We start from the raw sequence: 26,952 nt of genomic DNA on the forward strand, positions 1-26,952 counted from the left end.
TCCCAGCCGGTTAGGCTCCCGGCATGAGCGCCAAGCCGCTGGTCCTGGAGGTGCCCGGCCCCGACGGGGTGCGCGAGGTGCGCGTCTCCAGCCCCGACCGGGTCATGTGGCCCGACGCGGGCATCACCAAGGGTGACCTCGCGGCATACACGGTGGCGGTGGCGGAGCCCCTGATGGGCGCACTGGGCGACCGGCCGGTGACCCTGCAGCGGTTCCCCGAGGGCATCGAGGGGGAGGAGTTCTACTCCAAGAACCCGCCCCGCGGCGTGCCCGACTGGGCGCGCACCGTGATGTGCACCTACCCCTCCGGGCGCCGCCACCCACAGCTGGTGGTCGACGAGGTGGCGACCGCGGTGTGGGCCGTGCAGATGAACACGGTGACCTTCCACCCGTGGCCGGTGCGCACCGAGGCGGTCGACAACCCGGACGAGCTGCGCATCGACCTCGACCCACAACCGGGCCGCACCTTCACCGACGCTGTCGAGGCCGCCTTCGCGCTGCGCGAGGTGCTCGCCGAGGTGGGCCTGACCGGGTGGGCCAAGACCTCCGGCAACCGTGGCGTGCACGTGTACTGCCGGGTGGGCCCCACCCACGAGTTCCTCGACGTCCGCCACGGCGTCATCGGCATCGCCCGCGAGCTCGAGCGGCGCCTGCCCGACCTCGTCACCACCGCCTGGTGGAAGGAGGAGCGGGGCGAGCGCGTCTTCGTCGACTTCAACCAGGCCTGCCGCGACCGCACCATCGCGTCGGCCTACAGCCCCCGCCCTCTCCCCGGAGCGCCGGTGAGTATGCCGGTGAGCTGGGAGGCGCTGAAGGGCGTCAGTCCCAGCGACTTCACCGTGCGCACCGTGCCCGAGGTCGTCGCGAGTGAGGGCGACCCGTGGGCCGGCATCGACGACGCCGTCGGTGACGTCGCGAACGCCATCGCCCTGTGGGACAAGGACGTGCACGAGCGGGGCCTGGGGGAGATGTCCTTTCCGCCCGACTACCCCAAGATGCCGGGGGAGCCGCCTCGGGTGCAGCCGAGCAAGCGTCGCAAGGACCGCGAGGACGGCGACTACCTCGGGCCGAAGGCCGACCGCGACGCGGAGTGGAAGATGCCCGTGGTGCCGCCGGTCTCGCCCATGCTCGCCAAGGCCGTCAAGGCGATGCCGGAGGGCGAGCTGCTCTACGAGCCGAAGTGGGACGGCTTCCGCTCCATCGTGTTCCGGTCCGGCGACCGGGTGGAGATCGGCAGCCGCAACGAGAAGCCGATGACCCGCTACTTCCCCGAGGTCGTGGAGGCGGTGAAGCAGAGCCTGCCGGAGCGGTGCGTCGTCGACGGCGAGATCGTCGTCATCGGTGCCAGTGGTGACCGGCTCGACTTCGACGTGCTCCAGCAGCGGATCCACCCCGCCGCCAGCCGGGTGAAGAAGCTGTCGCAGGAGACACCGGCGCACTTCGTGGCCTTCGACCTGCTCGCCCTCGGCGACGAGGACCTGCGTGACCGGCCGTTCGCCGAGCGCCGCGCCCGGCTCGAGGAGGCGCTCGCCGACGCGACCCCGCCGGTGCACCTGACCCGCGCCACGCGTGACCGGTCGGTCGCCCTCGACTGGTTCGAGCAGTTCGAGGGGGCCGGGCTCGACGGGGTCGTCGCCAAGCCGCTCGACGGCACCTACCAGCCCGACAAACGCGTGATGTTCAAGGTCAAGCACGAGCGCACCGCCGACTGTGTCGTGGCGGGTTACCGCACCCACAAGAGCGGCCCGGACGCCATCGGCTCGCTGCTGCTCGGGCTCTACCGCGGCGACGACCTCGTCAGCGTCGGGGTGATCGGGGCCTTCCCGATGGCCCGCCGGCGCGAGCTCTTCGAGGAGCTCCAGCCCCTCGTGACCACCTTCGACAACCACCCGTGGGCCTGGGCACGGCAGGAGGAGGGCACCCGCACGCCCCGCAACGCCGAGCAGAGCCGCTGGGCCGCCGGCAAGGACCTGTCGTTCACGCCGCTGCGCCCCGAGCGCGTGGTCGAGGTGCGCTACGACCACATGGAGGGCGAGCGGTTCCGGCACACGGCGCAGTTCGTCCGCTGGCGCCCCGACCGCGAGCCTGGTTCCTGCACCTACGAGCAGCTCGACGAACCGGTCAGCTTCGACCTCGGCGACGTCCTGGCCGGGAAGGACTGACCCGGGTGGCACCGAGTCGCGAGGCGGTGAGGCGGGCTGCCGTCGGGGCGGCCACCACCGCCGGCTGGGTCACGGCGCTGGGCGCGGTGTCGTCCGTGAGCGCGGCCGCCTACTTCGCCCGTCGGGTGCTGACGCCTGACCGCGAACGGCCCGACGACACCGAGGTCCTCGCCGTCGACGACCACACGGTCACCCTAGGGATCACCGCGGACACCGTCGTCCCGGGGCGCTACGGCCTGTGGCTCGACGGGACCGACGGTCACTGCCGGCTCGGTGACGTGGTGGAGCTCGACGAGGAGCGCGGCCGGGTGACGCGCGAGCTGCTCGGCGTCGACTTCGGCCACCTGACACCGGGTCTCGCGCGGTGGAACCAGTACTACTACGGCTCCCCGCCCGACCGGTCGCTCGGCCTGCCGACGCAGCACGTCGAGGTGCTCACCGAGCTCGGCCCGATGCCGGCCTGGCTGGTCGAGGCGGAGCAGCCCACCGACCGCTGGGCGATTCTCGTGCACGGCAGGGGAGCGCGCCGCGAGGAGTGCCTTCGGGGCATCACCCCGTTGCGGGACAGCGGCATCAACGTCCTCGTCCCCTCGTACCGCAACGACCCGGGGGCGCCGAGCGGCCCGGACGGCCGCTACAACCTCGGCCTGTCGGAGTGGCGCGACATCGAGGACGCCGCCCTGTACGCCGTGCAGCAGGGTGCCCGGGAGCTGGTGCTGGTGGGCTGGTCGATGGGGGGCGCCATCGTGCTGCAGACCCTCGACCGCTCGTGGCTGACCGGGCACGTCAGCCATGTCATCCTCGACGCGCCCGTCATCGACTGGAACGACGTGCTGGCCCACCACGCCCGCGAGCATGGCGTACCGGCACCGGTCGGCACCCTCAGCCGCACCCTGATGGGCAGGCGGTGGGCCCGCCGCCTCGTCGGGGTCCACGACCCGGTCGACGTGGCCAAGACCAACTGGGTCGCCCGGGCCGACGAGCTGCGCCACCGCATGCTGCTCATCCACTCGGTCGACGACGAGTTCGTGCCCGTCGGGCCGTCCGAGCAGCTGGCGGAGGCGCGGCCCGACCTCGTCCGGTTCGAGCCGTGGGTGACCGCCCGCCACACCAAGGAGTGGAACACCGAGCCCGAGCGCTGGGAGACCGCCGTGCGGGAGTTCGTCTCGCTGTAGGGCCCTCGTCGACCCGCTCGCTCAGCCGGCCTCCGGGCGCCGGACCTGCCAGCGGCCCATCACCGTGCCGTCCTGCTCGACGAGCGCCAGCGGGGAGAGCGCCACGTCGAGGTCGGGGGCGTGCGCGATGCGCGGGTGCTCACCGCCGACCACGGCCGGCGCCCAGGTCAGGTCGAGCTCGTCGACCGCCCCCGCGGCCAGCATCGCGCCGAGCAGGCTGGGGCCCCCCTCGGTGAGCACGCGCGGCATACCCCTCTCCTCGAGCCGGTGGCGGAGGTCGAGCAGGTCCACCGCGTCGTCACCGCAGAGCAGCACGTTGTCGGCGCCGAGCGCGGCGCGCGCGTCGGCCAGGGCGTCACCGGGTGCGCCGCCGTGGGTGACCAGCAGGACGTCGCCACGGCCCTCCGCGGGGGAGAGGAGGACCTCGGGCACCTTCGCGCTGTTGCTCACCACCGCGAGCGGGAGCGGACCACCGTCGTCGGCGCCGAGGCGGGTGTAGCCCTCGGTGCGCACGGTGCCGGCACCGACCACGACGACGTCGCTCAGCCGGCGCAGCAGGCGGAAGACCACACCGTCGGCCTCGGTGTTGATCGAACCCGACCGGCCGTTGGCACCGGTGGCCGCACCGTCGAGGGTGGAGACGAAGTTGGCCCGCAGCCACGGGCCCTCCGGTGGGGCGTAGAGGTCGGCCAGGGCCGTGTCGTCGAGGGACTCGCAGGGGGCGTGCCGGCCGGTGGCGTCGAGGAGCAACCGCATGGCCGCAGTGTCGCACTCACTACGCTGCCCGTGTGCCCACCTCGATCACCACCCGCCGCCCGCACCTCGACCGTGAGCGGCTGCTGCGTGAGCTCGTGCCCCCACCGCGGTTCGACGCCGAACGCTTCTCCACCTACCGGCCCGACCCGGCGCAGCCGAGCCAGGCCGCCGCCGTGCAGCGACTGGAGGAGTATGCCGCGGAGCTGGCGTCCGCGGCCGGCAACGGCTCCGGCGGTGGTGGGCTCGGCCGCCTCTTCCGTCGTGGGAGTGGGGGGCGTGCAGCCCCCAAGGGCGTCTACCTCGACGGCGGCTTCGGCGTCGGCAAGACCCACCTGCTCGCCAGCCTGTGGCACGCCGCTCCCGAGCCCAAGGCGTTCGGCACCTTCGTCGAGCTCACGAACCTCGTTGGGGCGCTGGGCTTCTCGGAGACCGTTGAGGCGCTGCAGGGCTACCGGCTGGTGTGCATCGACGAGTTCGAGCTCGACGACCCCGGCGACACCGTGCTCATGGCCACGCTGCTCACCCGGCTCGCCGAGGCGGGCGTCGGGCTGGCCGCCACCTCCAACACCCTCCCCGGTGCGCTCGGCGAGGGCCGGTTCGCGGCGGAGGACTTCCTCCGGGAGATCCAGAAGCTGGCCGACCGGTTCGAGGTCCTCACGATCGACGGCGAGGACTACCGGCACCGCGGCCTGGCGCCCAGCCCGCCACCGCTGTCGGACGAGGAGGTCTCCGCCCGCGTCACGGACGACGGCCTGTGCGACAACTTCGACGACGTCATCCGGCACCTGGCGACGGTGCACCCCAGCCGCTACCACGCGCTGCTCGACGGAGTGGGCTCCGTCGGGTGGCAGGGCGTGCACCCGGTCTCCGACCAGATGGTCGCGCTGCGGCTGGTCGTGCTGGCGGACCGGCTGTACGACAACGACATCCCCGTCTACGCCAGCGGCCACCCGCTCGGCGAGGTGTTCACGCCCGAGCTGATGCAGGGCGGCTACCGCAAGAAGTACTTCCGCGCGGTGTCCCGGCTGACCGCGCTGGCCCGTGAGGGAGCCGGAGAGGTCGCGCACGGCATGGGGTGATGCCACCATCCCCTCATGGCGAAGTCGACGAAGACCTCGAAGAAGAGCGGCACCAAGAACTCTGACAAGAGCCGCGGCAAGGGCGGCACCAAGCCCGGCGGCAAGAGCAGCAACAGGTCCGGCAGCAACAGCAGCAGCACGAAGGTGTTGCCCACGCCCAAGGCCGCTGCGAAGCCGCTGGTGCCCGACTCGTTCACGGAGGCGCTGCGGGTCGGCGACGGCTTCAACCTGTTCGACACCGACCCGCGCTCGACGCCCGGCTGGGACGGTGACAAGCAGTCCGCCAAGGACGCCATGCCCGCTCTCGGGGAGGAGATGAGCGAGCTGCAGGAGCGCCTCTACGCCGAGTCCAAGATGGGTGGGAAGCGCTCGCTCCTGCTCGTCGTGCAGGGGATGGACACGTCCGGCAAGGGCGGCATCATGCGGCACGTGGTCGGGCAGTTGGACCCCCAGGGCGTGAGCTACACCGCGTTCAAGGCGCCGACCGCCGAGGAGAAGAAGCACCCCTTCCTGTGGCGCATCCGCAACGCCTTGCCGCAGCCCGGCCAGATCGGGGTCTTCGACCGCTCGCAGTACGAGGACGTGCTCGTGGTGCGCGTGCACGAGCTGGTGCCGCGCGCCACGTGGTCGCGCCGGTACACCCAGATCAACGCCTTCGAGAGGTCGGTCGTCGACTCGGGCACGACCATCGTCAAGGTGATGCTCCACATCTCCGCCGACGAGCAGAAGGCCCGGCTCACGGAGCGGCTCGACCGTCCCGACAAGAACTGGAAGTTCAACCCCGGCGACGTCGACGAGCGGATGCTGTGGCCGGCGTACCAGGAGGCCTACCAGGCCGCCCTGGAGAAGTGCTCGACCCCTGAGGCGCCCTGGTTCGTGGTGCCGGCCGACCGCAAGTGGTACGCCCGGCTCGCCGTGCAGAACCTCGTGCTCGAGCACCTGCGCGCCATGGACCCGCAGTGGCCGGCGGCAGACTACGACGTGCAGACCGAGAAGGCGCGCCTGAGCGCCACCTGACCCCGCTGGCCGGCCGTTTCGGCTCCGGTTGCCGACTCCGTCGCCAGTGACAGGATCGGTGCGGAGGTGGACCGATGGCACACGACCGCATCAAGGACATCTGGGGTCCGACCACGGGGTTCGCCGCGGGTGAGCCGTGGCCGATCCGGGTGGACACGCACCTGCGTGACGGGCTGCGTGAGGAGGACGTGGAACACTGGGTGCAGTCGGCCTGCGTGCTCTGCAGCAACGGCTGTGGGGTCGACATCGCGGTCCGCGACGGCCAGATGGTGGGGGTGCGCGGCCGCGAGGACGACCGGGTCAGCCGGGGCCGGCTCGGGCCCAAGGGCCTCTTCGGCTGGCAGGGCCAGCTGCGCGACCGCATCACCACGCCGCTCGTGCGCCGGAACGGCACCCTGGTCGAGGCCAGCTGGGACGAGGCGATGGGCCTGGTGGTGGAGCGCTCGAGGGCTCTGCTCGACACCAAAGGCCCTCTGTCCCATGGCTTCTACACCAGCGGCCAGCTCATGCTCGAGGAGTACTACACCCTCGCGGTGATCGGGAAGGCCGGCATCGGCACGCCGCACATGGACGGCAACACGCGCCTGTGTACCGCGACCGCGGCGGCGGCGCTGAAGGAGTCCTTCGGCACCGACGGGCAGCCCGGCAGCTACACCGACCTCGACGTGTGCGACGCCGTCTTCCACTACGGGCACAACGTCGCCGAGACCCAGACGGTGCTGTGGGCTCGCATGCTCGACCGGCTCGCCGGACCGAACCCGCCCCTGCACGTCTGCGTCGACCCGCGCCGGACCAAGGTGGCCGAGGCCTCGGACGTGCACCTGGCGGTCCGCCCCGGCACGAACCAGGCGCTGATGAACGGGCTCCTGCGCGAGCTGATCCACCGTGACTGGGTCGACCACGCCTGGGTCGAGGAGCACACCGTCGGCTACGACGAGCTGGCGAGGACGGTCGAGCCCTACACGCCGCAGCAGGTCGCCGAGATCTGCAGGGTGGAGGCGCGTGACGTCGAGCGCGCGGCCGAGGTCTTCGGCACGAGTGACCGGGTCGTCTCCACCGTGCTGCAGGGCTTCTACCAGTCGCACCAGGCGACGGCCGCCTCCGTGCAGGTCAACAACCTGCACCTGCTGCGCGGCATGCTCGGCCGGCCGGGCGCCGCCATCCTGCAGATGAACGGCCAGCCGACCGCGCAGAACAACCGCGAGACCGGGGTCGACGGCGACCTGTCCGGCTTCCGCAACTGGAACAACGAGTCCCACGTGCAGGAGCTCGCCGACCTCTGGGACGTCGACCCGGTCGTCATCCCGCACTGGTCGCCGCCCACGCACGCGATGCAGATCTTCCGCTATGCCGAGCAGGGCTCGATCGGCTTCCTGTGGATCGCGGGCACCAACCCGGCCGTCTCCATGCCGGACCTGGGTCGCATCAGGCGCATCCTCGGTGGCGACCAGGTGTTCGTGGTGGTCAACGAGGCCTTCCGGAACGAGACGACCGAGCTGGCCGACGTCGTGCTGCCGTCCGCGCTCTGGGGTGAGAAGACCGGCACGTTCACCAATGTCGACCGCACGGTGCACCTCGCCGACAAGGCGGTTGACCCGCCCGGCCAGGCCAGGAGCGACCTCGACATCTGGGTCGACTACGCGCGGCGGATGGGCTTCACCGACCGCAGCGGCCGCCCCATCCCGCGCTGGGACAGCCCGGAGGACGCCTTCGACGGGTGGCGCGAGTGCTCCAGGGGCCGCCCGTGCGACTACTCCGGCATGAGCTACGCGAAGCTGCGCGGCAGCGGCGGCATCCAGTGGCCGTGCACCGACGACGCCCCCGAGGGCACGGAGCGGATCTACACCGACCACGTGTTCAACACCCAGGACGACTACTGCGAGAACTACGGGCACGACCTGCTGACGGGAGCAGCGGTGGACGCCACCGAGCACAAGGCCATGCGCTACGACGGCCGGGCCCGGCTCAAGGCCGCACCGTGGACACCCCCGCCGGAGTTCCCCTCCGACGAGTACCCGCTCGGCCTCGGCACCGGCCGCACGGTGTTCCACTTCCACACCCGCACGAAGACGATGCGGGCGGCCGAGCTCGACGAGGCCGCACCCGACGCGTGGGTGGAGATCGCCCCCGAGGACGCCGAACCGCTCGGCATCGTGGAGGGCGACCTGGTGCGGGTGGAGTCGGCTCGTGGGGCGCTCGAGGCCAAGGCCCGGGTCAGCGACATCCGGCCCGGCGCGGTGTTCGTGCCGTTCCACTACGGCGACGTCGACCGCGGTGGCCGGCCCACTCGGGCTGCCAACGAGCTCACCATCACGGCCTGGGACCCGGTCTCGAAGCAGCCGGCGTTCAAGGGCGGCGCCGTGCGGGTCACGAAGGTGGCCGACGGTGACGGACCCTCCCCGGCGCCCGACAACACCGCCTCCGCGCGGACGAGCAGGACGAGCAGGAAGGGCTGACGCCATGCACCTCGCGACCTACCTCGGCCTCCTCGACGAGGGCGAGAAGACGCTGGCCGCGTCGTTCCGGCAGGTGGCCGAGGGCCACGCCGAGGAGGCCGACGTCTACCACCTCTGCAACCGGCTCGCGGCGGAGTGCGACCGGCACCGCGAGCACCTCGCACCCGCGGTCGCACGGTATGGCGAGCAGAAGGTCGAGGAGCCGGAGGACCTGCATGCCGAGGGGCTGACCACGACACGCACGGGCGGCGTCGGGCTGCTGCGCGACCTGCACGACCTCTACCTGCTGGTGTGTTACCTCGACATCGCCTGGACCGTCGTGGGCCAGGCCGCCAAGGCGGCCCGTGACAAGGAGCTCATCGGGATCGTCGACCACTGCGAGGGCGAGACCTCGACCCAGCTGAAGTGGCTGAAGACGCGGATGAAGGAGGCGGCGCCGCAGGCGCTGATCGTCGCGAGCTGACGTCAGAGGCGTAGCGCCCGCTCGAGGATGCGCTCGGCGCTGCCCTCCACAGCGCCCGGCTCGAGCGTCCCGAACGTGTGCCCGTGGCCACCGGCGATGCGGCTGGCGACGAACGCGTCCGCGACCTCCGTGGGCGCGTGCTGAGCCAACAGCGAGGCCTGCAGCGTCACGGCGAGGGTCTCCACGACGCGCCGCGCGCCGACTGCGGCGGCCGGGTCCCCGGCATACCGGGCCACGTCGTCGAGGCCGGTGATGGCGGCGTCGAGGGCTGCGCTGTGGCCCAGCCCGCGCTTGGCCTCGGCCACGAACGCCTCGAGCGCCTGCGGCTGGCGGGAGACCGCGCGCAGCACGTCGAGGGCGTTGACGTTGCCGGAGCCCTCCCAGATCGAGTTGAGCGGTGCCTCGCGGTAGAGCCGGGCGAGCCCGTTCTCCTCGACGTAGCCGTTGCCGCCCAGGCACTCCATGGCCTCCGCCACCACGGGCGCGGTGCGCTTGCAGACCCAGTACTTGCCCACCGCGACGGCCAGCCGCGAGAAGTCGGAGTCGCCCTCGTCGACGGCGTGGGCCAGCCGCAGCGACAGCGTGGTGGCGGCCTCGGTCTCCAGCGCCAGGTCGACGAGCACGTTGCGCATCAGCGGCTGGTCGACGAGACGGGCGCCGAAGGCGGAGCGGTGGCGGGCGTGGTGCACGGCGCGCGAGACCGCCTGCCGCATGGTCGCGGTGGAGCCGAGCACGCAGTCGAGCCGGGTGGAGGCGACCATGTCGATGATGGTGCGCACGCCGCGGCCCTCGTCGCCGACCCGGACCGCCCAGGTGCCGTCGAACTCGACCTCGGAGGAGGCGTTGGAGCGGTTGCCCAGCTTGTCCTTGAGGCGCTGCAGCGCGAAGGGGTTGCGCGTGCCGTCGTCGAGCACGCGCGGCACGAGGAAGCAGGTCGGGCCGGCACCGGTCTGGGCCAGGACGAGGAACGCGTCGCTCATCGGGGCCGAGAGGAACCACTTGTGGCCGGTCAGGCGGTAGGTCTCGCCGCCGGCGAGCGGACCACCCGGAGTCGCGGTGGCGACCGTGGTGTTGGCGCGGACGTCCGAGCCGCCCTGCTTCTCCGTCATGCCCATGCCCGCGATGGCGCCGCGCTTGCCGGCCAGCGGCCGCAGCCCGAAGTCGTACTCCCGGGAGGCCAGCTTGGGCACCCACGCCGCCGCGAGGTCGGGGTTCGCGCGCAGAGCGGGCACGGCGGCATACGTCATCGACACGGGGCACAGGTGCCCCGCCTCGACCTGTGACCAGATGACGAAGCCGGCGGCGCGGCGCACGTGCGCACCGGTGCCGGCCGGCTCGGTCCACGGACCGGCGGTGAGGCCGTGGACGACGGCGGTGTCCATGAGCTGGTGCCAGGCGGGGTGGAACTCGACCTCGTCGACGCGCTCGCCGGTGGGGGAGTGCGTGCGCAGCACGGGGGTGTGCGTGTTGGCGAGGTCGCCGGCCCGCTGGGCCTCGGGGCGGCCGGCGAGCTCGCCGAGCACCGCGATGTCCTCGTATGCCGTGCGGCCGGCCCACCGCCTCAGGCCCTCCTCGAGCGCGGGGTCGGAGGTGAGGAGGCTGTGCCCGGAGAGCGGGGGAACCTGGTTGGTCAGGGCGTGGGTGGTCACGTCGGCAGCGTAGGTCGCGCAGGGTCGCGGGGTCAGGCGCTCGCGCCGTCAGACGTGTCACATGCGAGCCGGTCGTGACCGGCCGGGATACCGTGGCTGCGTGATTCTCAAGGCGCGGGTGAAGAGGGAGCTCGCCCGGGTCCCCGGGGCGACGGCCCTGGCGCGCCTGACGATCGAGACGATCCGGGTGTGCCTGCGCTACCGCGTGACGGGTCTGGCGTCCGAGGCCGGCTTCTTCGCGCTGCTGTCCCTGCCGCCGCTGGTGCTGGGGCTCTTCGGAGGTGTCGGCTACGTCGGCCAGTGGCTGGGGCCGGAGACCGTCCACGAGATCACCGGCGGCATCCAGACGTGGGCGGAGCGGTTCCTGACCGAGAGCCTGATCAAGGAACTGCTCGTGCCGACCGTCGACGACGTTCTGGGCGGCGGGCGCTTCGACCTCATCTCGGTCGGTTTCCTGCTCTCGATCTGGTCGGGTTCGCGCGCCCTCAACGTCTTCGTCGACACCATCTCGATCATGTACGGGCAGTCGGGCGTGCGGGGAATCGTGCGCACCCGGGCCCTGTCGCTCACGCTCTACTTCGTCTCGCTCATCGTCGGGATCATCGTGATCCCGCTGGTGCTCATCGGGCCGACCTGGCTGGCCGCCCTGCTGCCCCAGAGCCTGGAGTTCCTGTTCTGGCTGTACTGGCCGGTCGTGACCTTCATGGCCGTCGCCAGCCTAACCACGCTCTACCACGTGTCGACACCGATGCGGACGCCGTGGCTGAGGGACATGCCCGGGGCCGTGCTGACGCTCGTGATCTGGGCGCTGGCGTCGTTCGTGCTGCGCGGCACGATCAGCGCCTCGCTCGGCGGCACCTCGATCTACGGGCCACTCAGCGCCCCGATCGTGCTGCTCATCTGGCTCTACTTCCTGGCCATCGCCGTGCTGATCGGCGCGGCCCTCAACGCCGCCATCCGCGTCATGTGGCCGGTCGAGGAGCGGCCCAGTGTGCGAGTGCGGGCCGTGGGATGGGTCAGGAGCGAGGTGCGGCGAAGGCGGGCTCCCGAGCCTGGTGTCGGGCAGGGGCTCGAGCCGGGGCTCAAGCCGGGGGTTGAGCCGGAGCGGGCAGCTGGCCGGGCTGCCGCGAGGAAGGGTGGGCCGGTGGCGGGTGGGGCCCGGCCGGCGGAGGGTACGAAACCGGCGCGCCCGCTGACGCCGATGCCCGAGGGGGCCGAGGAGGAGAGCCGCAAAACGGCCCGTTCGGCGTCCTGACCAGCGCAGACACGGTGCGAAAACGGGTCAGGATGGGCCGGTTTGGAGTTGGCGCAGGGAATCGGCTAATGTCTTCCACGCCGCACAGCGAGGAAATAACAACGTTGTGAGCAGCGCGGATGTAGCTCAGTTGGTAGAGCGCAACCTTGCCAAGGTTGAGGTCGCCGGTTCGAGACCGGTCATCCGCTCGGAGGATTGGAACCGCCTTCACGGTGGAGTGGCCGAGAGGCGAGGCAGCGGCCTGCAAAGCCGCGTACACGGGTTCAAATCCCGTCTCCACCTCGATCACGCACAACCCAGCAGCACCCCAGGGCGATTGGCGCAGTGGTAGCGCGCTTCCTTGACACGGAAGAGGTCACTGGTTCAAACCCAGTATCGCCCACCATCGATGAAAAGGCCCTGACCTGCGGCAACGCGGGTCGGGGCCTTCTTCGTCGCGGTGGTTCTGAGGACGCAATTCGGCCGATGCTTGACTAACTGAGTGACTAGGCGTGCCGATTTCGCTCGGAATCGCGGCCTCTACGGGTCCGTCGGCGTGCGTGGACGTCCGAAGCACCCCTGACCTCTTCCCATGCACGGAAGAAGTCAGCCCGGCACTGACGGCTGGGCGAGCACGCCTCTCGCTAAGCCACCGCTGGCAGGAGAGGTGTTGCTGAGCTGCCGACGCGCGCAGTTGCTTCTTGCGTGCGGGAGGCACCTTCCATGGTGGCGTGTCGGCTCACCGAGGCTTCGCCGTCGATCGGGGGCGCGCCTTGTGGGGGCGGACGCACTGGGGGAGTCATGGGCGAGGTCACGGTCGGAAGTCGGGCCCAGGAATCTCTACAGCCCCCTTGACGTACTTGGAGATCAGGCTTAAGTTCCTCCCTAAATTTAGTACCAAACAAAGGGATGAGCCGACGATGTCTCAGAACGGGCAGGCGACCACGCGAGGTGACCTCGTGCGCGCCGCAGTGCTGGGTTTGCTGGGTACCCGGGGACCGAGCTCACGCGCCGAGATCGCGCGCTCGCTCGGGGTCAGCCCGGCCACGGTGACGCAGACGACCAAGGAGCTGCTGGCTCGCGAGCTGGTGACCGAGCTCGAGTCAGTTCCAAGCCAAGGCGGGCGCCCTGCGCGGCTACTGGGCCTGGTTCGGACGGCCGGCGGGGCGATCGGCGCCAAGGTCACCGCCGACCACGTCGCGCTCGTCTCGGTCGACCTCGACGGTACGGTCCGTTCCTCGCGCACAGTCCCCTTTGACCCTGCCCATCCCTCCGCGCTCAACACGCTATGCGACATCCTCGGCGCGACGGTCGACGCGCACGAAGGTCACCTGCTGGGAGTCGGTGTCGGCCTCCCAGGTGCGGTCGACTCTCAGGCTTCCGGCGTGGTCGACGCCCCGACCTTCGGCTGGGACCGGGCGCCCGTCGGCCCGCGCCTGCGCGACGCCCTCGGCGTTCCGGTCCTTGTCGACAACGACGTCAACACCCTTGCAGCTGCCGAGAGCGTCTACGGAATCGGCCGCCGTTACTCCTCCTACCTCGTGGTCACCATCGGTCGCGGTGTCGGATGCGGCATCGTGGCGCAGGGCTCGGTCAGTCGCGGCTCCCACGGTGGCGCCGGTGAGATCGGGCACATCCCGGTGACCGCCGACGGACCAGTCTGCGGCTGCGGCAACACTGGCTGCCTCGAGGCTCACATCGGTGAGAGTGGTCTGGTCGCCGCCGCCCGTGCGGCCGGTGTGGTCACCGGGGAGGGCGGCATGACCGAGCTCGTGGCCGCCGCGTACGCAGGCGACGAGCGCGCACATGCCGTCTATGCCGACGCAGGGCGACTGCTTGGCCGCGGGCTCGCCGGAGTGGTCCACGTTCTCGACCCTGAGCTGATCGTGCTCATGGGTGAGGGCATGACCGAGTGGACCCTCTGGCAGGCCGGCTTCGAGGAGTCCTTCCGCCGCCACCTCATGCCGGCCCGACGCGCTCTCCCGTACATCACCGAGTCGTGGACGGAGAGCCAGTGGGCGGTCGGGGCTGCTTCCCTCGTCCTGGCCTCGTCGTTCGATGCGCAAGCGGCTGGCGCCCAGGGTGAACTCGTCCGCGCACGCCTTCAGGACGTGTCCGCAGCAGGTGCCCGATGACCGCCCGCGCGCGCTGGCGCAAGGCCGGTTGGGTGCTGTTCTTCCTGGCCCCGAGCGCCGTCCCGCTCGTGCTCTTCACTGCGGTGCCGATGGTCTCCTCGGTGTGGGTCAGCCTCCACCAGTGGAACCTCATCTCGCCGATGAAGTGGGTCGGGCTCGACAACTACCGCACGCTGCTGACCGACCCGGGCACCCGTACGGTCTTCCTGCACACGTTGATGTATTGCGCTGGGTATCTTCCGCTGGTTTTCGCGGGCGGGTTGGGTCTGGCGCTGGTGCTTAACCGGAAGCTGGCCGGCCGCTCGTTCTTCCGCGCGGCGTACTTCCTCCCGGTGGTCACGAGCTGGGTCGTCGTGGCCCTGGTCTGGAAGTGGCTGCTCAACCCCACGAATGGTCTGGTCAACACACTCCTCGGCGCCGTGGGTCTGCCCCAGCCGGGCTGGTGGACCGACCCGAACTGGGCGCTCCCGGCGGTCATCCTCTCGTCGGCGTGGAAGGACCTCGGCTTCGTCATGGTCATCATGCTCGCCGGGCTGCAAGCGATTCCCCAGGACGTCCTCGAAGCCGCTTGGGCTGACGGCGCCAACGGCTGGCAGCGGTTCTGGCGGATCACTCTCCCACTGCTGTCGCCGTCGACGTTCTTCGTCATCGTCATCTCGCTCATCAACGGCTTCCAGGTCTTCGACCAGGTCTACGTCATGACCGGCGGTGGCCCCTCGGGCTCGAGCCAGGTGGTCGTCGGCCAGATCTACGACCTGACCTTCCGGTACGGCCGTGCCGGAGAGGCGAGCGCGCTGTCGTGGATCCTCTTCGCCGTCATCCTGCTCATCACCGCGGTGCAGATCCGCGGCCAGCGCCGGTGGGTGCACTATGCCTGAGATCGTCACTCCCACCGCTACCCCCGCCCCGGATCCCTCACCGCCGCAACGGTTTCCGACACCGCCAGGGTCTCCGGCACCTCGGCGGACGGGTCTGGCGCCGTGAGGCACGCACCCTCCACCGTGGGGCCCCGCCGTCGCCAGGTCCGTGCCCTGAGCCTGCTGCGGTATGCCGCGGTGCTCGCCGGTGCAGTCGTCATGCTCTTCCCGTTCCTGTGGACGGTCATCACCTCCATCACCCCTGAGGGAAGCCTCGCGGGCGGACCGACGCTGGTGGTCGAGAACCCGACCCTGGCGGCATACCGGACGCTGCTCGACACGCTCCCCATGTGGCGGATCGTCGTCAACTCGCTCTGGGTGGCGATCGCCTCCACCCTCCTGCAGCTCATCACCGGGTCGATGGCGGCCTACGGGTTCGCCCGGCTGCCGTTCCGGGGCAAGAACGTCGTGTTCGCGCTCTACCTCGCCACCCTGATGGTGCCCATGCAGGTGCTCGTCGTGCCGCTGTTCATCGAGATGAAGGCGCTCAACCTGCAGGACACCTACATGGCCCTGCTCGCACCGTCGATCGCCTCGGCCTTCGGTGTGTTCCTCCTGCGGCAGGCCGTCGAGTCGGTGCCGAAGGAACTCGACGAGGCCGCCACCCTCGACGGCGCCGGCCACCTGCGGATCTTCGTGACGATCATCGTGCCTCTGATCCGCCCGGCCCTGGCCACCGTCGCGGTGTTCGCATTCATGGGCAGCTGGAACAGCTTCCTGTGGCCGCTGGTCGTCATCCGCTCGCCTGAGTTCATGACCCTGCCCCTGGGTCTGGCAACGCTGCAGGGCCAGTTCACCACCGAGTGGGACGTCGTCATGGCCGGCTCCGTCTTCTCGATCCTGCCCATCGCCGTCGTCTACCTGCTAGCCCAGCGGCACATCATCGCCGGCGTCGCCCACACCGGCATCAAGTAGCAGGCGCAGTTTCACCTCGCCTCCAGTCCTCCCACCCGTCACCCTCACCCACCACCCAGCACACCCTCGAGCACCACACAGCAGTCCCGACCGCGTGCCAACCGGAACGCGGCAGGCCCGAAAGGAACACCATGAGGATCACCGCCAGGCGCAGCGTGGCGCCTGTCATCGCCGCCGGTCTGGCGCTCGCGCTCGGCGCCTGCGCCCAGGGCTCGGCGACCCAGTCCGCCGACGCCCCCTCGTCGGGTGGTAAGACCACCGTCCGCTACATGAACTTCTCCGCCAACGGCGGCCACGAGAAGGACCTCGACGCCATAAAGGCCGCCTTCGAGAAGGCGAATCCCGACGTCACCGTCCAGATCGAGACGACCCCCTACGACGACTACTTCACCAAACTCCAGACGGCGGTCGCCGGCGGCACCGCAGGTGATGCCTACGAGCTCAACTACGAGAACTTCGTGACTTACGCGTCCAACGGATCGCTCGCCGAGCTCAAGGGCGTTGACGGCTCCAAGTACAAGCCGTCCCTGCTGAAGGCGTTCTCCGCCGACGGCAAGCAGTACGGCCTGCCGGAGTCCTTCTCGAACGTGGTGCTCTTCTACAACAAGGACCTTTTCAAGGCAGCCGGCGTCGCCGAGCCTTCCGCCAGCTGGACCTGGAAGGACGAGCAGGCCGCCGCAGCCAAGCTGACGAACAAGTCCAAGAAGGTCTGGGGCGACTACCAGCCGATCTCGTTCTTCGAGTTCTACAAGGCGCTCGGCCAGTCCGGCGGCGAATTCCTCAGCGCCGACAAGAAGTCCGCGACCTTCAACTCCGACGCCGGCCGCGCCGCCGCCGAGTTCCTCGTCTCGAAGGCGGGCAAGACCATGCCGACCGAGGCCGACGGCGCAGGCACGCCCGACTTCGACAGCAAGCTGTTCAAGAGCGGCAAGCTCGCCATGTGGCACACCGGCATCTGGATGTTCTCCGGTATGGCCGACGCGAAGTTCGACTGGGACGTCGCGGTCGAGCCCGGCAACACGACCAAGGCCTCGGCCATGTTCACCAACGGTGCCGTCGTCTCCGCGCAGAGCAAGAACCAGGCTGCCGCGCAGAAGTGGGTCACCTTCCTGACCTCGTCGGACGAGATGGTCAGCAAGCGTCTCGAGACCAGCTGGGAGCTTCCGCCCGTGGCAGACGAGACCAAGCTCGCCTCCTACCTCGGCGCCGGAAAGCCGGCCAACCGGCAGGCAGTGTTCGACTCGCTCGACGCCACGGTCCTGCCGCCGGTCATCGAGCGCCAGCAGGAGATGCAGGACGCCGTCACCAAGGAGCTCAGCTCCGCCGCAGCCGGTCGCAAGAGCGTCGCCGCCGCCCTCGCCGACGCGGAGAAGGCGGTCAACGCGCTGCTCAAGTAGCGCCCGCCGAAGACCCGGGTGGCCGGCCGTCCGCGACGGCCGGCCACCCATCCCGACCGCGTCTGCCGGGCCAGCCCCCGAACGACCCGACAGCCGCCTCCACCCCGCCACCCACCGGACTGGACCACATGACTTCCCTCCCCGAGACCGCGCCGACCAAACCAGCCGGGATGCCGCCGGCACCTTCCGCCGCCGCTCCCGACGCGGCTCCCGCATCGGAGTGCGCCCCCGTGCCGACCAGCGAGGACCTGCTGGCCCTGGCGTATCGCAGCCACGAAGTGATCACCGAGCACCAGCATGCAGGTGGGGCCTACCCCGCTTCGCCCACGTTCTCGGCATACCGCGGCTATGCGTGGCTGCGCGACGGTTCCTTCACGGCCGAGGGGATCTCCCGTTGGGGTGACGTGGACTCGGCTGACCGGTACCACGACTGGGTGAGCCGGGTCCTTGGCGCACGTCGTGAGCAGGTCGACGGACTGGTCGCCGACGCCGCACGTGGCGTCGAGGTGCCGCTGGACCGCATGCTCCCCACGCGCTTCACCTTTGACGGCCTTGACGGCTCCGATCCGTGGTGGGACTTCCAGACCGACGGCTACGGCACCTGGCTGTGGTCGCTCGTGGCCCACGCGCAGCGGCACGGCGGCGACCTCACCCGGTGGCTGCCCGGCATCGAGGTGGCGGTCGACTTCCTCGCCGCGTTCTGGGACCTCGCCTGCTACGACTGGTGGGAGGAGCACGTCGAGCACCGGCACGTCTCCACCCTCGGCGCCGTCGCCGGCGGCCTGCGTGACATTGCCGAAAGCGGCGTGCTCGACGCGGAGCGCGCTGACCGGGCCAGGGCGGCATCGCAAGGTGCAGCGACCCTCGCGCTCAACCAGGGGGTTGTGGACGGCCACCTCGTGAAGTGGCTCGGCACCGCCGCGGTCGACGGCAGCCTGCCGTCGTGCATCGTGCCCTTCCGGCTCGCCGAGCCTGGCGGTGAGCTCGCGACGGGCACCCTCTCCCGCGTCGCCGCCGACCTCGACGTCGACGGTGGGGTGCACCGGTTCCGTGCCGACGTGTTCTACGGCGGAGGTCAGTGGCTGCTGCTGTCGGCGCTACTCGGGTGGAACCTCGCCGTCGCCGGCGACCGCGACGGCGCGCTGCGCCACCTGCACTGGATCGCGGCCCACGCCACCGCCACCGGTGAGATGCCCGAGCAGGTTCCCGACCACCTGCTGCACCCCGATACCCGGGCCGAGTGGATCGAGCGTTGGGGCGAGGTCGCCGCGCCCCTGCTGTGGTCCCACGGCATGTACCTGATCCTGGCCGACGAGCTGGGCTTCCTCGAAGGACGTTCCCTGTGACCCGCACCACGCTGCTCGGGCACCGCCCCCATGGCATCGAGCACCCCTACGCCACCTCACTCGACCAGCGCATCCCCGTCATGCCGCAGATCGGCGAGCCTGTTCTCCTGGGGGTCCAGGCGCTCGCCGACCTGGAGTCAGTGACCTGCGAGTGGGTGTCCGCCGAGGGTGACGCCACCACCCTGGTCCTCGAGCCCCGTGTCGCCGACGCGGCCGACGCCGCCGCGCTCGCGGGTGGTGAGGGGCACCTGGCCGCCGCGCAGGCCGCCTCCCTCGGGGGTGACGGCGGCTGGGCCGTTCAGACCCCGCCCGTCGAGGAGGCCGGCGGCTACAGCTACCGCTTCCACGCGACCACCCGAGACGGTGCGACGCAGACCACCGACTGGTATGCCCTGGCCCCGGGCCAGTGGGTCGGCGAGCTGCCCGCCGGGCTGGCAGGGACCCTCACCGGTGCGGACACGCGCCTCGTCGACGGCTCCGTCGAGTGGCTCGTCACCGAGTCGGGGGTCCACCGGGTGCGGTTCGCCCTCGCCCTCCGCGAGGGAGACCACGTCGTCGGGTTCGGTGAGCGGTTCGACCACCTCGACCAGAGCGGCCGGCGCCTCGACGCGGTCGTGTTCGAGCAGTACAAGTCGCAGGGCGCCCACGGCCGCACCTACCTGCCGATGCCGTTCGCGCACGTCATCGGGGCCGACGGGTCGACGTGGGGCTTCCACGTGAGGACGACCCGTCGCTCCTGGTACGACGTCGGCGCGTCGCAGGCGGACCGACTCGTCGTCGAGGTCGCCCTCGGTGGCACGGGCGAGGAGTCCCTGGATGTCGCGCTCTACGACGGTCACCCGACCGCCGTGCTCCGCTCGTTCCTCGACGAGGTCGGCCGGGCTGAGGAGCTGCCCTCGTGGGTGTTCCGTCTGTGGGCGTCCGGCAACGAGTGGAACACCCAGGCCCTCGTGACGCAGCGGATGGACAGCCACAGCGAGCTCGACATCCCCGTCGGCGTCATCGTCATCGAGGCGTGGAGCGACGAGGAGGGCATCATGCTCTTCCGCGACGCGACCTATGCCCCCCGTCTCGACGGATCTCCTTTCGCCGCAAGCGACTTCACCTTCCCGGCCGACGGTGCGTGGCCCGACCCCAAGGCCATGGTGGACGACCTCCACTCCCGTGGCATCAAGGTCCTTCTCTGGCAGATCCCCCTGCTCAAGACCGAGCAGTCCGAGGACGGCCTGCACGAGCAGGTCCTGGCCGAAGGCGAGGCGATGGTCCGGGAGGGGCACGCCGTGCGCGAGGCCGACGGCACGGCATACCTCAACCGCGGTTGGTGGTTCCCGAAGTCGCTCATGCCCGACCTGTCCGTGCAGCGGACGCGCGACTGGTGGACCGCCAAACGCGACTACCTCGTGGGCGACCTCGGCATCGACGGCTTCAAGACCGACGGTGGTGAGCACGCGTGGGGGCACGACCTCCAGTACGCCGACGGCAGCCGCGGTGACGAGGGCAACAACCTCTACCCGGTGCACTACGCGCGTGCCTTCGGTGACCTCCTGGGCAAGCACGGCAAGGCGCCGGTCACGTTCTCCCGCAGCGGTTTCACCGGCTCGCAGGCCCACGGCGTCTTCTGGGCGGGGGACGAGGACTCCACGTGGGAGGCGTTCAACAACAGCGTCACCGCCGGACTCACCGCCGCGTCGTGCGGCATCGTCTACTGGGGCTGGGACCTCGCAGGGTTCTCCGGTCCGGTGCCCGACGCCGAGCTCTACCTCCGTGCCGCTGGCGCCTCGGTCTTCATGCCGGTCATGCAGTACCACTCGGAGTTCAATCACCACCAGCTCCCGCTGCGCGACCGCACGCCGTGGCACGTCGCCGAGGTGACGGGTGACGAACGCGTGGTGCCGGTGTTCCGCGAGTTCGCCCACTTGCGGGAGCGTCTCGTCGACTACCTGACCGAGCAGGCGGGCGAAACCGTGCGCACCGACAGGCCGTTGATGCGTGCCTTGTTCTTTGACCACCCGGGGGATGCACAGGTGTGGGAACACCCGCGCCAGTGGATGCTCGGCGCCGATCTCTTGGTCAACCCAGTCACCCAGGAGGGCGCGACCACTTGGTCGACCTACCTGCCCGCAGGCGAATGGGTCGACGTGTGGAGCGGCGAAAGCCACGAGGGAGGTCAGGTGGTGGAGCGTGACGTACCCATCAACGAGGTCCCGGTCTATTGCACGTCCGACGGATGGAGCCGGCTGGTCAGAGTCTTCCAACCCTGACGCGTCACCCAGACTCGGCCGCTCTCCCGATCACTCCTTGTGCGGGCGCCCGGTCGAGCTCCGGGTCCGTGGAAAGCCTCAGAGCGATGCTTGACTAACTGCTTGACAACAGCGACGTGTTCGGCCGAACGTAGCCGGACTTCGGGGGACCGGTTCGTGCTCGGATTGACGCCAGCGGGCGTCCACGCACAGGTCGAGAATGCTTGACACGGAAGAGGTCACTGGTTCAAACCCAGTATCGCCCACCATCGACAGACAGCCCCTGACCAGCGGAAACGCCAGTCAGGGGCCGTTTCTCTGCCAGACCGTCAAGACGCCTGCTTGACCAAGTGCTTGACTGAGGAAGTCGGTTCCGGACTTACCACCGGTCCGCTGGCGTTCGTGGGCGTGCGTGCACGTCCGAAGAACCCACTGTCACTTCCCACGCACGGAAGAAGTCATTCAGTGGGTCGAATCGCTTCAACTCCAACGTCTTCCCGATCCCGGGCCGGGCCTGTACCGCCGGCGCCGGCGCGCTGCTCCCGGGCCTGCCCAGTTGAGCTGGTCACAGCTCGCAGCACCGACGGCAGCAACATCGTCTCCCTGACATGCCAACCTCCATGGCCCGTGCCCGCCGACGCCTCCCTGACTCTCTGGAGGACCGACGAGAAGGGCCTCATCGCGCACGACTACCCACAGAAGCCTGATCTACCACGGCGCGGCCGCAGAGGTCAGTCGCCACGGAGGTTTACGGCGCAATCAACCGGGGCACCCTGTCGGCACGGCGCGTCATCCTCGTTGACGCGGCCGACGTCCACAAGCTCTAGTTCTGCAACCCGAGCGCACAGCGCCCCCGCCTCACGTCGAGGCGGGGGCGCTGCCACGTCTCCGCGGTCGAAGCGGCCCGGTCGCCCGCAGGGGGAAGCGTTCGCCGGGGCTTAAGGCGACACCTGGAATTCGGGGGGGCCGGCGTCGCCCTACGGAAAATCTATACCCCCCTGGGTAACCCCATCGACCAGGGGGCTTTGTGAACAGCTGCCAAGCCGCAAGGACCACACAGCCCTCCACCAATCGGGCCGACCTCCCGAAACCTGACACAGAGCACGAAACGGCCCCATACGTTGGCAATGTGCTGCTCCTAGGAACCCACACCCTCCGGGCCATCGCCTGCCACCCCGAGGAGCCCGCGGACGGTCGGCACATTCGTTGCATCTGCGCCGAGCCTAGCTGCGACGGAGCCTGCGAGACCGAGATCCTCGAGCGCTGACCGTCGGCATCGAGCGGGTCATGCGCCCAGACATAAAACAAGGCCCGCGCCACAGTCCCCGAGTCCGTGGTGCGGGCCTTGCCTCTCAAATCCCTGCCCAAGCTTTCGCCGGCTCACACAGCATGCGGCACCTCCTACGCACTACGGCATCCCCCAAACAGTCGTGGACATGACGCGCACCATGTCCTAGACCACCCGCCCGAAGTGGCGGACAGGCAGCGGGGGTCACGATGGAGGAGGCCGCAAGCCTCCGCACCTGCCCTCCCGCGGGCGGATCGGGAGACAGCGGTTAGGGCGCAGTACCCGCGCAAGCGCCCCGCCCCTCGTGCCAGCCCCGGACCATGCGGCGCACGAGCGGGCGCACTCTTTCCCTATACCCCGGCAACGCGTTCAGCCGGACGGGGGTGCGTCGGCGCAGATTCCAGCGGCGCACCTCGCGGCCGTTGATCCTCACCCACACGCCCGGGCAACTCCACATCTGCCAACCGTCAGCGGCCATCCGGCGCCCCCAAGCCTCCTCGGTCCCGCAGTTCGAGGGGTCGTAGTCGGCCAGGGTGCAGCTCCACATAGGGACACGGTAGGCAGCCACCCTGACACGCGGGCAGTGGGAAATGTTTGAACCCTCCGCACCAACGGGAGCAATCCCCAGAGGTCCCGCGCCGGGGCCGTCCGGGATCACCCCCTACCGGGTGGGGGCGGACCTCGACGACGGTCGCACCTCAGGCTCCCGGCACACTGAGGCTTCTCTCCCCACGCTGTCCTGAGCGCCGCAGATGGCGGTGAGAACGACGGACATGGGCGTCACTGCGGTGGCCGATCCGCCTGCGTTGGTGGCTGCGATGGGGACGGCGGTCCCGGTGCTGGAGGCCACAACGGGGCGCGCCCTCAGGTAGTCGACCGATGCGATGGTCCTGGTGCTCGTCGTCCCGCCGTGCAAACGACGAGGTTTGTCACGGCCACACCCCGAAGATGCATCCCCGAGGCTCGCCTGGCTTCGGTTGGTCACCCTTGGAGCTGACAGCCGGGTGACCCCGGAACATTCGGATGCAAGCGGTGATGGCGTGGTGAGCACCTTTTCACATGGCTGGCGTTCTGTCTCAGTGACCACGTGAGTGACAAGGGGGGCGGATTCGGGCGCACTTGGGGGCGCGTGGGCGGACGCCCGGCGCTTCCCCTGGCACTCCCATGCATTGATCGTCGCCAGAGGCGAAGCCTTCGCAGGTCGGCGGGCGGTCGTCGCGCGGCTGCCCAGGCATACCGCGCGGGTCTGTTGCTACGACCCGTTGCTCGTGGTGCACGGTCCCACCTGTAGTGGGATGCTGGAACCTAGGCGAAGGAGTTGCCCCGGACGTGGCGGCCCGTTCGCTGACAGGGTCGCTGCGAACCGCAGCGGCCCACGCTGCACGTAGTCACAAGAGAGCTCTGGATGCCAGCCGACACCGATGCCGGTGCCCCGGTCCGACGCACAGCCCGGCTGCGCCCGGCGAGCATCTACGCAGGCCTGTCACGGACCGTTCAGGAGCAGGGTCTGCTGCGGCGCTGCTACCGGTACTACTGGACCCGGATGGTGGCTGCGGTCACCGCGTTTGCGCTGGTCTGGGTGGCGGTGGTGGTCCTCGGTGACTCCTGGTGGCAGCTGGCGCCGGCGGCTGTTCTTGCCGTGGTCAGCGCCCAGCTGGGGTTCCTGGGCCATGACCTGGCGCACCGGCAGGTGTTCGTTTCGGCGGCGTGGAACGCCTGGACCGCCCGGGTCATCTCCGGGCTGTTCACCGGGCTGAGCTACAGCTGGTGGATGGGCAAGCACAACAAGCACCACAGCGCGCCGAACCAGGAGGGCAAGGACCCCGACATCGCACCAGGCCCGCTCGCCTTCACCCCTGCGGTGGCCGCACCGCGTACCGGGATCGCGGCACTGTTCACCCGATACCAGGGCTGGGCGTTCTTCCCCCTGCTGACCTTGGAGGGTCTGAACCTGCACGCGACCAGCGTCCGCTCCTTGCTGCAGAACAAGGCCCACCAGCACCGCTGGGTGGAGCTGACCTTCATCACGGTCCGCCTTGGCGGGGGCTTCGCGCTCCTGCTCATGGTCCTGCCGGTCGGCAAGGTCGCGGCATTTTTGGGACTGCAGCTGGCCCTGTTCGGGGTGCTACTCGGCGGGTCGTTCGCCCCCAACCACAAGGGCATGCCACTGGTCCCGGCCACCGCGAAGGTGGACTTCCTGCGCCGCCAGGTGCTGATGTCACGCAACATCCGCGGCGGAGCAGTCACCGACTTCATGATGGGCGGTCTGAACTACCAGATTGAGCACCATCTGTTTCCGAGCATGCCGCGGCCCAATCTGAGACGGGCCCAGCCTCTCGTCCGGGCCTACTGCGCCTCCCAGGGGGTGGCCTACACCGAGACCAGCCTGGGACGCTCGTACCTGATCGTGGTGCGCTACCTCAACGCCGTGGGTCTGGCAGACCGAGAGCCGTTCAGCTGCCCGCTGGTGCAGCAGTACCGCAATTAGTGCCGGCGCATGCGAGCGCGTCGACCGGACGGCTCTGAGGCGCCTGCATCGCAACCACCCTCCGCCACCTGTCACGCGTGCGGGCTCACCCGCGCGCCCCGATGCGGCGCCGTATCGCTCCAATGGGGCTGACCTGCCCTTGGGCTCCCTCACCTCCCGTCACCGGGTCGCGATGGAGGGGGTACTTCTGGCGTTCTACGGATATGGTCGCGCAGCGCGGGGTCTGCGCTGACGGGGTGCAGCGATCCAGCCGCGGGGCGTGGGCTCTGGTCGGGTGGGCGCTCATCCCGGACGGTTCTGGCGCCAGGGCGTTCTGATGGACGCGCAGGCTAGGCCGGACGGTCCAGGCGCCCGGGCGGGTCGCTGTTCTTCGGAGATGATCGGCGCATCGTGGTCGACGTGGCGCCGGACGCCCCCGGACGTCACTCTCTGCGACCTGACGTGGTGGCTGTGGACGCGCCCGTTCGCCGGATCGAATTGGTTCGAGCTGATACCGCGACTGAACCAGTGCTGGCACCCGCGGCTGTTGGACGGACGGCCGCCGGTACAGCCGCGATCGGCCGTGCAACGTGGCGGCTCAGCGACGCGCGGGTGTATGCCGTGAAGAACTGGGCGTCCGAGGGCTCCCCACGTCGTGGTGGTGGGGTGCGCAAGGCTTCGCGGAGCAGGACGCTTGCGTTGCTTTCGCAGGCGGGGAGGTGTCGATCGGCCCTTTCCGCACCAAGGTCGCCGGCCTGATGGTCCGACTGCCCGCTGGGACGCTGCTGCGCATCGGGAATGCGGGAACCTCGCCGGTGCGCGCGATCATCACCGACGACGGCTGGGTGCTCAACGGCCGCAGTCGCTTCTGGCAGGTGGAACTGGGGGGCCATGCGCCACGCGCTCGTCATACCGGTGCCCTTGGGGGAGGAACGCAGGGCCGCCAAGGGCGCGCTGGAGCACCTGGGCGCCACGATGAGCGTTCGGCGAGCGAGCCGGCCTCCGCTCTCGTGTTGATCAGGGTGGTTCTGTTCGAAGCCCTGTGCGTCAGGCTGTGATGTGACTCCACCGTTGAGTTCCTTGCCTCAACGCGCAGTACAAGGCGGAGGTCTCGGCCGAGTACGACGAGCGGGGAAGTCTGGCAGTCCAGGTCAGGGCTCTCGCCGGCGCGCCTCGGCGGCAGCCCGTTCCAGCCACCGTGCTCGAAGCCCGCGAGGCGACTAGTCCCTTAGGCATGCGTCACTTGCACTCAGTCCCCTGGTGCGGGCAAGTCGTGGCCCTCCACGAGGTGAGGTGATCGAGCAATCGCGCTGTCCTGCCCGCGAGCATCGGCCAGCGGTAGAGTTGACGTAGACGATCGAGACGGCGGTACGAGATGAGTGGCAAGTCTGATCAGGTGAAAGGCCGCGCCAAGGAGGCCGCTGGAATCCTCACCGGGGACAAGGACCTCGAATCCGAAGGCAAGGCCGATCGGCGAACCGGTGAGGCCAACGAGAAGGTCGACCACGCGAAGGACGAGGTCGACGAAATGATCGACAAGGCCACAGCCGAGGTCGAGCAAGCGGCAGACAAAGTCAAGGATGCTCTGGATCGGAAGTAGGCCTCCGATGGTCTATAGGCGGGTGGGGTCGCGATGATCGTCATTCTTGGGTTGATCCTGTTGGTGGCCGCATCGATCGTCGGTGTCGCTGGCGTGCTCGGCAACGCGGGCAGCGGGCACGCGCTGACCAGCGGATTCTCGGTGTTCGGCTACGACGTGACCGGCTCGACCGGCACGCTGTTTCTCTACGGAATCGTGGTCGGGGCCATCGGCATGCTGGGGCTGAGCATGCTGCTGGGCGGTGCGCGCCGCACCGCCCGTCGGGGCCGTGCCGCGCGCACGGAACTCAAACAGTCTCGCCGCGAGACCGCAGTCGTCAGCCGGGACCGCGACGATCTCCTCCACCAGCGCGAAACCGATCACGCCGACCAAGAGGCGGACGCCCGGTACACCGCTGCGCCCGATGCCGACGGCAGACCCGGCCCGGGCGCCGATCCCCCTCCTGCCGAGGCCCCACCTCGGTAGGCGCAGACACCCCAACCCGCGACCCAGCCACGACCGCTCGCGTCCCGGAATCGATCGCGGTCCTCGCGGAACTACTTGGACGTCGCTTCACCACCGATGCCGTGGCCCATCCGTGCCGGAGACGGCCCCGTATGGGCGCTTGACCCCCAAGGCAGAAATGTCCTGTCAGCCGCGATGCGCGCTCCCGCGTA

General features: G+C 69.9%; 19 protein-coding genes and 3 tRNA genes. 20 read left to right on the forward strand and 2 right to left on the reverse strand.

The window, feature by feature from the left end:
- Positions 1–23: 23 nt before the first annotated feature.
- Both BMW78_RS04475 and BMW78_RS04480 read left to right on the forward strand, forming a co-directional pair.
- The gene (locus BMW78_RS04475; protein WP_091756862.1) at positions 24–2,162 is read left to right on the forward strand and encodes an ATP-dependent DNA ligase; all 2,139 of its coding nucleotides are present in this window, start codon (positions 24–26) and stop codon (positions 2,160–2,162) included.
- A 5-nt stretch (positions 2,163–2,167) separates the two neighbouring features.
- A complete protein-coding gene (locus BMW78_RS04480; protein ID WP_245735658.1) occupies positions 2,168–3,337 on the forward strand; it encodes an alpha/beta hydrolase family protein in 1,170 nt (389 codons plus the stop codon).
- 21 nt (positions 3,338–3,358) lie between these two features.
- Here the strand turns inward: BMW78_RS04480 and BMW78_RS04485 are convergent, their stop codons facing one another.
- Positions 3,359–4,093 carry a dihydrofolate reductase family protein gene (locus tag BMW78_RS04485; RefSeq protein WP_091756864.1) on the reverse strand — a complete coding sequence of 245 codons (735 nt, stop codon included), beginning with the start codon at positions 4,091–4,093 and terminating at the stop codon, positions 3,359–3,361.
- Positions 4,094–4,125: 32 nt separating this feature from the next.
- Here BMW78_RS04485 and zapE point away from each other — a divergent pair, with 32 nt between their 5' ends.
- The 4 genes from zapE to BMW78_RS04505 all read left to right on the forward strand — a co-directional run bounded on the left by zapE (position 4,126) and on the right by BMW78_RS04505 (position 9,108).
- Entirely contained in the window at positions 4,126–5,172 is a 1,047-nt protein-coding gene (gene zapE, locus BMW78_RS04490) for a cell division protein ZapE (RefSeq protein ID WP_091756866.1), read from the forward strand.
- Between the two features lie 15 nt (positions 5,173–5,187).
- Positions 5,188–6,189, forward strand: coding sequence for a polyphosphate kinase 2 family protein (locus BMW78_RS04495; RefSeq protein ID WP_091756868.1), 1,002 nt, complete (start codon positions 5,188–5,190; stop codon positions 6,187–6,189).
- A 74-nt stretch (positions 6,190–6,263) separates the two neighbouring features.
- Complete coding sequence (locus BMW78_RS04500) at positions 6,264–8,645, forward strand: molybdopterin oxidoreductase family protein (RefSeq protein ID WP_091756869.1); 2,382 nt, start codon at positions 6,264–6,266, stop codon at positions 8,643–8,645.
- A gap of 4 nt (positions 8,646–8,649) precedes the next feature.
- Entirely contained in the window at positions 8,650–9,108 is a 459-nt protein-coding gene (locus BMW78_RS04505; protein WP_091756871.1) for a hypothetical protein, read from the forward strand.
- A gap of 2 nt (positions 9,109–9,110) precedes the next feature.
- Here BMW78_RS04505 and BMW78_RS04510 read toward each other — a convergent pair whose 3' ends face one another.
- Positions 9,111–10,757, reverse strand: a complete 1,647-nt coding sequence (locus BMW78_RS04510; protein WP_091756873.1) for an acyl-CoA dehydrogenase family protein — start codon at positions 10,755–10,757, stop codon at positions 9,111–9,113.
- A gap of 100 nt (positions 10,758–10,857) precedes the next feature.
- On the opposite strand from BMW78_RS04510, the gene BMW78_RS04515 reads away from it, so the two are divergent.
- The 14 genes from BMW78_RS04515 to BMW78_RS04575 all read left to right on the forward strand — a co-directional run bounded on the left by BMW78_RS04515 (position 10,858) and on the right by BMW78_RS04575 (position 26,761).
- Positions 10,858–12,012: a YihY/virulence factor BrkB family protein gene (locus BMW78_RS04515; protein ID WP_245735659.1), complete on the forward strand. Its 1,155-nt coding sequence runs from the start codon at positions 10,858–10,860 to the stop codon at positions 12,010–12,012.
- A 115-nt stretch (positions 12,013–12,127) separates the two neighbouring features.
- Positions 12,128–12,200, forward strand: a tRNA-Gly gene (locus BMW78_RS04520).
- A gap of 23 nt (positions 12,201–12,223) precedes the next feature.
- Positions 12,224–12,294: transfer RNA gene (locus BMW78_RS04525), tRNA-Cys, on the forward strand.
- Between the two features lie 28 nt (positions 12,295–12,322).
- A tRNA-Val gene (locus BMW78_RS04530) sits at positions 12,323–12,397 on the forward strand.
- Positions 12,398–12,911: 514 nt separating this feature from the next.
- Positions 12,912–14,126 carry an ROK family transcriptional regulator gene (locus BMW78_RS04535; protein ID WP_091756877.1) on the forward strand — a complete coding sequence of 405 codons (1,215 nt, stop codon included), beginning with the start codon at positions 12,912–12,914 and terminating at the stop codon, positions 14,124–14,126.
- On the forward strand, positions 14,123–15,004 hold the full coding sequence (locus BMW78_RS04540; RefSeq protein WP_091756879.1) for a carbohydrate ABC transporter permease: 882 nt from the start codon (positions 14,123–14,125) through the stop codon (positions 15,002–15,004). The genes BMW78_RS04535 and BMW78_RS04540 overlap by 4 nt, the downstream gene beginning before the upstream one ends.
- A gap of 102 nt (positions 15,005–15,106) precedes the next feature.
- On the forward strand, positions 15,107–15,958 hold the full coding sequence (locus tag BMW78_RS04545; RefSeq protein WP_218144221.1) for a carbohydrate ABC transporter permease: 852 nt from the start codon (positions 15,107–15,109) through the stop codon (positions 15,956–15,958).
- A gap of 131 nt (positions 15,959–16,089) precedes the next feature.
- A complete protein-coding gene (locus BMW78_RS04550; RefSeq protein ID WP_091756881.1) occupies positions 16,090–17,355 on the forward strand; it encodes an ABC transporter substrate-binding protein in 1,266 nt (421 codons plus the stop codon).
- Between the two features lie 128 nt (positions 17,356–17,483).
- Positions 17,484–18,701 (forward strand): glycoside hydrolase family 15 protein, encoded by a 1,218-nt coding sequence (locus BMW78_RS04555; protein ID WP_218144222.1) that lies wholly within the window; start codon positions 17,484–17,486, stop codon positions 18,699–18,701.
- Positions 18,698–20,962, forward strand: a complete 2,265-nt coding sequence (locus BMW78_RS04560; protein WP_218144223.1) for a glycoside hydrolase family 31 protein — start codon at positions 18,698–18,700, stop codon at positions 20,960–20,962. Before BMW78_RS04555 ends, BMW78_RS04560 begins: the two co-directional genes overlap by 4 nt.
- Before the next feature lie 2,672 nt (positions 20,963–23,634).
- Complete coding sequence (locus tag BMW78_RS04565; protein WP_091756885.1) at positions 23,635–24,717, forward strand: fatty acid desaturase family protein; 1,083 nt, start codon at positions 23,635–23,637, stop codon at positions 24,715–24,717.
- A gap of 698 nt (positions 24,718–25,415) precedes the next feature.
- A complete protein-coding gene (locus BMW78_RS20410) occupies positions 25,416–25,754 on the forward strand; it encodes a hypothetical protein (RefSeq protein WP_143056145.1) in 339 nt (112 codons plus the stop codon).
- 317 nt (positions 25,755–26,071) lie between these two features.
- Complete coding sequence (locus tag BMW78_RS04570; RefSeq protein WP_091756887.1) at positions 26,072–26,296, forward strand: CsbD family protein; 225 nt, start codon at positions 26,072–26,074, stop codon at positions 26,294–26,296.
- A gap of 33 nt (positions 26,297–26,329) precedes the next feature.
- Positions 26,330–26,761 (forward strand): hypothetical protein, encoded by a 432-nt coding sequence (locus tag BMW78_RS04575; RefSeq protein WP_091756889.1) that lies wholly within the window; start codon positions 26,330–26,332, stop codon positions 26,759–26,761.
- The last annotated feature ends 191 nt before the right edge of the window (positions 26,762–26,952 follow it).

The sequence above is a fragment of the Pedococcus cremeus genome, assembly GCF_900111375.1.
Taxonomy (GTDB): domain Bacteria; phylum Actinomycetota; class Actinomycetes; order Actinomycetales; family Dermatophilaceae; genus Pedococcus_A; species Pedococcus_A cremeus.